Origin of the sequence: Caballeronia sp., assembly GCF_049581465.1 — a bacterium.
In the GTDB taxonomy this organism is placed as follows: domain Bacteria; phylum Pseudomonadota; class Gammaproteobacteria; order Burkholderiales; family Burkholderiaceae; genus Caballeronia.
This window is the reverse complement of record NZ_JBAUSA010000553.1, coordinates 1-8420: the sequence shown is the minus strand read 5'-3', so window position 1 is coordinate 8420 and position 8420 is coordinate 1. Positions and strand designations below refer to the sequence as shown.

Below are 8420 nucleotides of genomic sequence, written 5' to 3'. Positions count from 1 at the left end.
TAATTGGCGAGTTGCGCCAGTTCTTCGTCGCTCAGCGTCTTGGCGAAACCCGGCATGTCCTGCAGCCTTTCCGTGCCGGGAAAGTCGGCAGCGCCGATGCCATCGAGCATGGCAACGATCAGGTTATGCGGATCGGCGGCACGTACGGTGGTGCTGCCTTGCATCGATACCGCCACGTGCGGGCGCCCTTCTCCCACACGCCCATGACAGCCGGCGCATACACCGAGGTAAACCGTCCGCCCGGCCGCCCACGGCGTGATATCTCCTTGGACGGGTGCGGGCGCCGGCGCGGGAGGTGCATCGCCGAGCAGATACGTCGACATCGCGCGAAGGTCGTCGGGTGAAAGATGCTGGCTGCTCAGATACACCACCGGATGCATCTCGCCGAACGCCGAACCCTGGGCAGACATTCCCGTCGCGAAGAACGCCTGCAAATCGGCCGCATTCCAACCCCGAGCTGCTAGCCCGGCCGGCGTGATGTCCGGCGGGACTACACGCCCCAGATCCGATCCCAGGAACGTCTTTGCGCCGTCCATCTGACCGAACGCGCCGCGTGACGTGTGACATTCGGCGCAATGGCCCAATGCGTTCGCCAGATAACGTCCGCGAGTCCAGTCCGCAGAACTTCCTGTCGATGCATCCGGCAACGTGTCCTTCAGGAACAGCATGTTCCAGAACCTCACGGCGGGGCGTACGTTGAACGGAAATTTCAGGCTAGGCTCGAGGTTCGGAACGGTGGCCGGCTTTTGCGCCATCAGGTAGGCATAGATCGCGTTGCTATCGTCACGGGACATCGTCCGGTACGACGTGTAGGGCATTGCGGGATACAGATGCTTGTCCGGCGTCACGCCGTCGTGCAGTGTGTCGTAGAACTGCGCGGCGCTCCACTTGCCGATGCCGTGCACCGGGTCCGGCGTGATATTCGTGCCATAAAAGGTACCGAACGGCGATTCGAGCTTCACGCCGCCCGCGAACGGCGCGCCACCAGCGACCGTATGACAGGCGGCACAGTCGGCGGCCTTCGCGAGATAGCGGCCTCGTGCGACCTGCTCGGGCGTGGACGCGTGGGCAGCGGCGGTTACTTCATTGCCGTGATTGCTGCTATCGCCACATCCTGCCAGCAACGCGGCACTTAGCGCGAGTGCGGTGTACGTAAGAGAGAGCGACCGGATCATGCCGAATCCTTGAGCAGTCCGGGCGTATTCATGATCACGTCCTTCACCGCTTCGTAGTAGCGTACGTAGCCCGTGCATCGGCAGATATGGTCGTCGAGTGCAGTGATGATCGCCTGCTCGACCTCATGTTTCGCGATCGGCTGGCGCTCAAGACGCTCGATCAAGACAGTCGCCGCGTTCACAAAACCCGGTGTGCAATAGCCGCATTGAAAGCTGAAGTGCTCCAGGAACTTCTGCTGCACCAGCGTCAACTCCACGACCTCACCCTTTTCGTTGCGTTTCCCGTGCCCTTCGATGGTCCGCACCGTCTTGCCGTCGAAGAAATGCGCGCCCGTAATGCACGTTCGCACCTCTTCGCTCGTGCCGCCCGCATGATCGACGATGACCACGCACGCGTGGCAGACGCCCTGCCCGCAGCCGAGCCGCGATCCGGTCAGGCCGACATATTCATGCAGGAAGTCGATCATCATCAGGCCCTCAGGCACCTGGATCGGGCCGACGGCGACCGCGTTGAGCGTGAGCGAGATTGGCTTCAAAATCGGCTTCAAGGCGGGCTTCACTGCCCGGGTCAAAGGCGCGACCGTGCCTTGGGTAGGTGTTTGACTGGCGGCGGTCATGCGAGCACTTCCTGGATGTTTTGGGGGGTCACGGGCAAGTCGTTGAATCGATGCCCGATTGCGTGCGCAATGCCGTTGACGATCGCGCCGACGACCGGAATCATCACCACCTCCGCGATGCCTTTGGGCGGGTCCGTTTCCGTGATGGGCGGCAGCACGTCGCCCGTTTGATTCCAGACGGCGACGTCGCTGGCGCGTGGCACGCGGTAGCGGTTGAAGTTCCACGTGCCGTTGCCGGGACCGTCTTCGTAGAGCGGCAAATATTCATGCAGCGCGTGGCCGATGCCCATCGCAAGGCCGCCTTGCAATTGCCCCGAAACCAGTTGCGGCGATATCTGGTTGCCGCACTCCATGATCGAGTGATGCGACAGCAGCGCGACTTGGCCACTCGCTTCGTTCACCGCGAGCTCGACCAGCGTGCCGACAGCGCTGTAGTAGGTCACCGCCGCGTTGTTGCGCTGGACCGGCGGGATGAAAACCCGCTTTCGATCGAGCGCGTGGTAGCCGCTCGCGGGCGATGCTTGCGACGCCTGCGATGTCTGTCCTGCCGCTTTGCCGTCGGCGTCGCGCTGCTTTGTGCCGGCGCCGCGAAGCATCGACAAACCATCGATCGGCAAGCGCTCGATCGCACCGTCGATAGCGAATTCCGCTTCGGTCCATTGCCAGCGGTTGAACACATGCACGACCGCGCCCACGACGAGGCCGAGATCGTGTGCCTTCTTCGCGAGCTGTTCCAGCGGCAGCGGCTCGAGGCCTGCAGCGCTCAGCTTGCCGTCGACCCAACGCGCGTCCTCGCGACGCACGACCAGCGGCGCACTTTGCCCGCCGCCAATACCTTCGCTCCACAACGCCATGGCTGCTGGCCACACGCCGTGCGTGAACACGACGCGCGCCGCCTCGTACGTGCTATGGGTGAAATAGAACGCCGAATTGGTCGCGCTCGCCGGCGAGATGATGCCCGGCGACCAGCGCGGATTGGCCGACAACTTGTCCTGCTCAGCCTGCGACATCAGATAGGGATCGCCGCTCGTTACAACCGGCAGCTCGGGCCAGTCGATCACGGCCATGCTCACCACGCTCGCCGGGTGGCCCAGCCATTTCGCGCATGCGATCGCCTGCGACGTCGACACGCCCGTGCCAATCTCGGCCGCCGAGTGCTGCAAGGTGACCGAGCCATCCGGCGCGAGTTCGACCTTCGCAAACGACGACTCCGCGCCCGTGCCAAAGTCCTTCTGCACGCACGCAAAGCCGACACCATAGCGCGCGCCCGGATGCGCCAGGTCGTACTCGGCCTTCTTCTTCGCGCGTTCGGTCCACAGCGGATGCGCGCGGGCCTTTTGCAAGACCTCATCGACACGGATGGCGCCTGCGGGAATCGCGCCCTGCGTGTTCTTCATGCCGGAGCGCAACGCGTTAGCCAGGCGAAAGTCGATAGCGTCGATGCCGAGTTGCCCCGCGATTTCATCGATCATCATTTCGGTCGCGGCCATGGTCTGGAGCGTGCCGTAACCGCGCGCCGACCCGGCATCGACGGCGCGCGAAGCGATGGCCACGGCGGTCAGGTCACTCTTCGGGAAGTAGTACACCGACTGCGCCCCGCTCGCGCCCACCATGGCCACCGATGGAGAAAAATTGCAGCGTCCGCCGCCATCGACTTCGAAATCGCACTTGAACGACTGCAAGAGATGCGTTTTCGTATCGACGGCAATCCGGTAGCGCATCTTCGATGCATGGCGCTTGATCGATGTCTGGAACTGCTCGTAGCGATCGAACGCGAGACGCACCGGCCGGCCTTCGCCGTACATCGCGGCAAGCAGGCCGTAGAACGGCACGTTGAAGTGGTCCTTCGATCCATAGCCGACCGTGTAGCACGGATGGAGAAAGAGCCTCTTCACCGGGAAGCGGCACTTCGCCGTCATCTCCATGGCGCTTTGCGCAACCTCGTGCGGACCTTGCGTCGGCACGACCATATGCAGCGACTGAGTCGCCGCGTCGTACCAGCAATTCGCGTTGTCCGGCTCGAGCGCCGCCGTGTCGATGGACTGCGTGCTGTATGCGCGCTCAAGCACGAGCCAGTTCGCAGGCGGATGATCGAGTTCACGAACGATCGCCTCGGAATGGAACATGCCCTGCTCGTCGAGCTTGCCGCCCGCCTGGCCTTGGGTCCACACGGGCTGGTGCTTGCGCATCATGCTCGGGAACAACATGGAATCCTTGAGACTGGAAAACGTGTCTCCGTCATAAGGCGTCGCGCCGCCGACGCGCACAAAGCGGAACGTGCCCCACGGGTCGCGTTCGAGCGGACCGGTCTTGTCGCCGTACTGGATGATTTCGTCGTGGAACTGCAGCGCGTCCTTCGCGAAACGAAAGCGCGCGAAGTCGTGGTAAATCAGCATCGCGACTGCGTGGCCGAGATACGCCGGCGTCTTGCCCGGCGGCAACAGCATGTCGTCGCCATAGAACGCGGGGAATGCAAGACCATCGCGCGCGAGATCCGCGGCTGTCACGATCCGGTCGGGCTGAAGATCGTCGCCAAGCAATGACAGGTTGAAGCCCTGATACACCCGGTCGGCCAGCGTCGTGCGCAACATGAACGCGTGCGACTGGTGATCGGGCCAATGCGGCATGTCGGCTGCGCGGACATCGCGAGCGAACACTTTCGCGCCCGTGACCTTCGCGATTCCGTCGATACGGAACGCCGCCTGCTGGTTCGCGGCATTCCATTTAATGGGGGTCAGGATCTTCTCTTCGAACAACGCAGCAAAAGCACGGCTGCCAAGCGGCGCGATAATCACCGTCAGCCCCACCATTGCGCTTGCCTTAAGAAAACCGCGACGCGATCGGTCGAGTTCTCTCATGGTTTTCTCTTCATGTTATCGGCTGAAACCGGGAAGCGATGTCGGCAGGTTGCTCGGCACGTTGCATTACGCATTATTTGTTAATCCTGCAATTATTTCGCAATCCGAAACAATATTTAAAAATGTTTAATTAGGCAGACCCGAGGCAAACGCGAGACAAACTCGGAACTGACGCGATATCAACGAATCACAGAATAGCGGCGCATCCGCGATCGTAATCGGACTGGCCTTATTCAGGGTTCCGCGATTTGCATCAGCGTGTTTCACCCATTTGCGAATGATTCGTGAACTTTATGCGAGTCAGGTATTCGACCATCGAGTTCAACGGTTAAGTCAGCCTGGAAGTCATTCGATGCGCGCGGAAAGGTGGGCGATTGTACGTGCGACGCGACGCCGCGCGCACCATGAGCGATGTCAAGTTTTGTAGGTAACTCTGCAGGCAACAATAGCCAGTTTGATGCGCAAGCGGCGTTGTGCGCCCCGTGTGCATGAACGACGTCATGTCACTGGGAGCACTCCGAATTTGCATCCGCGACAAGCGAGCAGAAACCTAGGCCCATGCACGCGCATGCGCCATCTACCGCTGATCGCCTGGAAATTCAAAAAGCCCGCCTTCAATGACGAGGCAGGCTATTGAAACCACAACCGCTCACAATAACGAGCGGTTGTGCGACACGAGCAGCTTAGCGACTAAACCTGGCAACCAAGCTTAGCGGCGAGCTTAGTTGCTGCTGCCGATCGTTGCGCTCACGCGCTGGCGAAGTTCGTTTGCATCGATAGGGAACTGCGAGTCGATACGGCGAGCGCCCTGGAACCGCTTTTCCCAATAGCCGCTATCCATGTCGTCGACACGGATCGTGCTGCCGGTAGACGGTGAATGGACGAACTTGTTGTCGCCGATATAGATGCCGACATGCGAAAACGAGCGACGCATCGTGTTGAAGAACACGAGATCGCCGGGTTTCAAATCGCTTACGCGCACTTTCTCGCCGACACGGCTCATTTCCTCGGCGCGGCGCGGCAAGGTCATTCCTAGCGTGTCCTGGAAGACGTAGCGAACGAAACCGCTGCAATCGAGACCGGAATCGGGCGTATTACCGCCCCAGCGATAGCGAACGCCAATCATGTTGAGCGCGCCGACGACTACGTCGCCCGCTTTGTTTGCCACGCCCGACAAGAATGAACGCGTCCCGCTCGGAGCGGTAGCCGAGACGGTGTCCGACGTGCTGCCCGAGTCGGCGGCGGGGTAGATGTCGTTAGCGGCGCTCTGCGACGAAGTTTGGGATAAAAACAGGCCATTGCTGGCATTACGGCTTGAATTGTTGGCTTCGTCGGCGAAAACACCGGAACTTGCTGTCATCATCAGGCCGATCAACATGCTGGCAGCTGCGCGCGCGCATGTTTGAGTCAAAGTTAATTGCTGCATCGGTCGGTAGTTTTGGGATAAAAAACTGAGGAATCAGGGCGATACGGAAAAGTTGCCCTGATACTAGCCAGTAATTATTTAACTGTCAAAAGGGATAGAAAAATACAATTAAGACAGGCACCTAATTGGTGAAAATTAGGCCACGATTGCCGCTTTCAGCAGTTTTCGCGTGTATTCATGGGACGGCATCGTAAAAATATTCTCCACATTACCCGCTTCAACAACATTTCCGTCCTGCATCACAATGACTCGGTGCGCCATTGCCCCGATGACCTCCAGGTCATGACTGATAAATACGTAACCGAGGTTGTGCTTCTGTTGTATGTCGGCAAGAAGGCGCAAAACTTGATGCTGAATTGACACATCGAGCGCGCTGGTGGGTTCATCGAGGATCAAAATGCGCGGCTCAAGGACCAATGCGCGCGCAATCGCGATCCGCTGGCGCTGCCCCCCGGAAAATTCGTGGGGGTAACGCGGCAGCGCCGTACGGTCCATGCCGACCTCGCGCAGTACGGCTATCACCTTCGCGCGGCGTGCGTCGGCACCGAGTTCCGGTCGATGCAGCGCCAGCCCCTCCCCCACGATCCGCTCGATCGTCTGCCGCGGCGAAAGGGAACTGTAGGGATCCTGGAACACGACCTGCATATTGGAGCGCAAGACCGTTTGCGCCCGCCCACGATAATCGGCGAGCGCACGCCCCTGGAACTCCACCTTGCCGTGAGAAACGCGCTGAAGGCCCAGAAGGGCCATCGCGAGCGTCGATTTGCCCGATCCCGATTCGCCGACAATGCCCAGGGTCTCGCCCTGCCGCACGGTGAGCGAGACGCCGTCGACGGCCTTGAATGAGCCGCGCCGAAACCAACCGCCCACGCCAGGCACCTTCGTCGCGAACTCGACGCACACGTCCTTCGCGTCAAGCAGCACCGGCGACAACGGCAGAACCGGCAACGCCGTGCGCTCGGGCTTGCTCTGCAAAAGCCGCTGCGTATAAGGATGCTGTGGCGCTGCGAAAATGGCGTCCATCGCGCCGGTTTCCACCAGGACGCCCTGCTCCATTACTGCCACGCGCTGCGCAAACTTGCGCACGAGGTTGAGGTCATGGGTAATCAGCAACACGGCCATGCCCCGCGACGCGGCTTCATCGCGTTGCAATTCCAGCAGCAATTCCACGATTTGCGCGCGAATCGTTACATCGAGCGCGGTGGTCGGTTCGTCGGCGAGCAGAAGGCGCGGACGGCACGCGAGCGCCATGGCGATCATCGCACGCTGGCGTTGGCCGCCGGACAACTGATGCGCGTATCGGTCGATGCGTTTTTCCGGCTCGGCGATGCCCGTGCGCGCCAGCAGGTCGATCGCGCGGCGTCGGGCGTCACGTGCGGACACGCCGTCGTGCAGCTGAATCGTCTCGCTGATCTGGTCGCCGATGGTGAATAGCGGGTTGAGCGCGGTCATCGGCTCCTGGAAGATCATCGCGATGTCGGAACCGCGCAACTTGCGCATCTCGCGCTCGCTTTTCGTGAGCAGTTCCTGGCCGTCGAAGCAGATCGAACCGCTGAGTTCGGCGTCTTTCAGCAATCGCAAGATCGACAACGCCGTCACGCTCTTGCCCGATCCGGATTCGCCTACCAGCGCCACGCGCTCGCCGGCTTCGATGGTGAGGCTGACGCCATCGACGGCGACGTTGTCTCCAAAGCGTACCGCGAGGTCCTTTATCTCAAGCAGCGGCGCGCTCATTGGCCGCCTCCAGCCCTGACCGCATCGGATAGCCGGGTGTCGAGCGCATTGCGCAACGCGTCGCCCATGAAGGTCAGGAGCAGCAGCGTCGCGACCAACACGCCGAAGGTGGACAGTGAGATCCACCAAGCATCCAGATTCGCCTTTCCTTGCGCGAGCAATTCGCCCAGTGAAGGTGTGGGCGGCGGCACGCCGAGGCCCAGAAAATCGAGGCTGGTCAGCGCGAGAATCGCCCCGCTCATCCGGAACGGCAGGAACGTGATAACCGGCGTGAGACTGTTTGGCAGCACGTGGCGCCAGATGATCTGAGCGTTCGACAAACCCATCGCCCGAGCGGCCCGAACATAGTCCTGCGAGCGGTTGCGCAGGAACTCGGCGCGCACGTAATCCGACAGTCCGATCCATCCGAAGAGCGATAGCAGCACGACCAGCAGGAACAGGCTGGGTTCGAATATCGACGCGAAGATGATCAGCAGATACAACTCCGGCAACGCGCTCCATATCTCGATCAGGCGTTGGCCGGTCAGGTCGGTGCGGCCGCCGAAATAGCCCTGCACGGCGCCCGCCAGCATGCCGAGAACCGTGCCGATAGCAGTCAGCACCAGCGCGA

6 protein-coding genes are annotated in these 8420 nt (G+C 61.2%); all 6 read right to left on the bottom strand.

Annotated elements, in window-relative coordinates; genetic code table 11:
• A partial coding sequence (locus WCA53_RS13640) for a c-type cytochrome (protein WP_423910940.1) occupies positions 1 to 1175 on the bottom strand: 1175 nt, incomplete at its 3' end.
• Positions 1172 to 1792 (bottom strand): (2Fe-2S)-binding protein, encoded by a 621-nt coding sequence (locus WCA53_RS13635; RefSeq protein WP_423910935.1) that lies wholly within the window; start codon positions 1790 to 1792, stop codon positions 1172 to 1174. The genes WCA53_RS13640 and WCA53_RS13635, both read right to left, overlap by 4 nt.
• Entirely contained in the window at positions 1789 to 4650 is a 2862-nt protein-coding gene (locus tag WCA53_RS13630) for a xanthine dehydrogenase family protein molybdopterin-binding subunit (protein ID WP_423910932.1), read from the bottom strand. The genes WCA53_RS13635 and WCA53_RS13630 overlap by 4 nt, the downstream gene beginning before the upstream one ends.
• A gap of 721 nt (positions 4651 to 5371) precedes the next feature.
• Entirely contained in the window at positions 5372 to 6076 is a 705-nt protein-coding gene (locus WCA53_RS13625) for a C40 family peptidase (protein ID WP_423910929.1), read from the bottom strand.
• Between the two features lie 135 nt (positions 6077 to 6211).
• Positions 6212 to 7810 (bottom strand): ABC transporter ATP-binding protein, encoded by a 1599-nt coding sequence (locus WCA53_RS13620; RefSeq protein ID WP_423910924.1) that lies wholly within the window; start codon positions 7808 to 7810, stop codon positions 6212 to 6214.
• Positions 7807 to 8420: ABC transporter permease subunit (locus WCA53_RS13615; protein WP_423910920.1), on the bottom strand; the 614-nt coding region annotated here is incomplete at its 5' end. The genes WCA53_RS13615 and WCA53_RS13620, both read right to left, overlap by 4 nt.

Bases quoted from the DNA above. Each gene is read 5' to 3' on its own strand.
- WCA53_RS13635 (WP_423910935.1), bottom strand. From the start codon at position 1,792: ATGACCGCCGCCAGTCAAACACCTACCCAAGGCACGGTCGCGCCTTTG.
- WCA53_RS13630 (WP_423910932.1), bottom strand. From the start codon at position 4,650: ATGAGAGAACTCGACCGATCGCGTCGCGGTTTTCTTAAGGCAAGCGCA.
- WCA53_RS13620 (WP_423910924.1), bottom strand. From the start codon at position 7,810: ATGAGCGCGCCGCTGCTTGAGATAAAGGACCTCGCGGTACGCTTTGGA.
- WCA53_RS13625 (WP_423910929.1), bottom strand. From the start codon at position 6,076: ATGCAGCAATTAACTTTGACTCAAACATGCGCGCGCGCAGCTGCCAGC.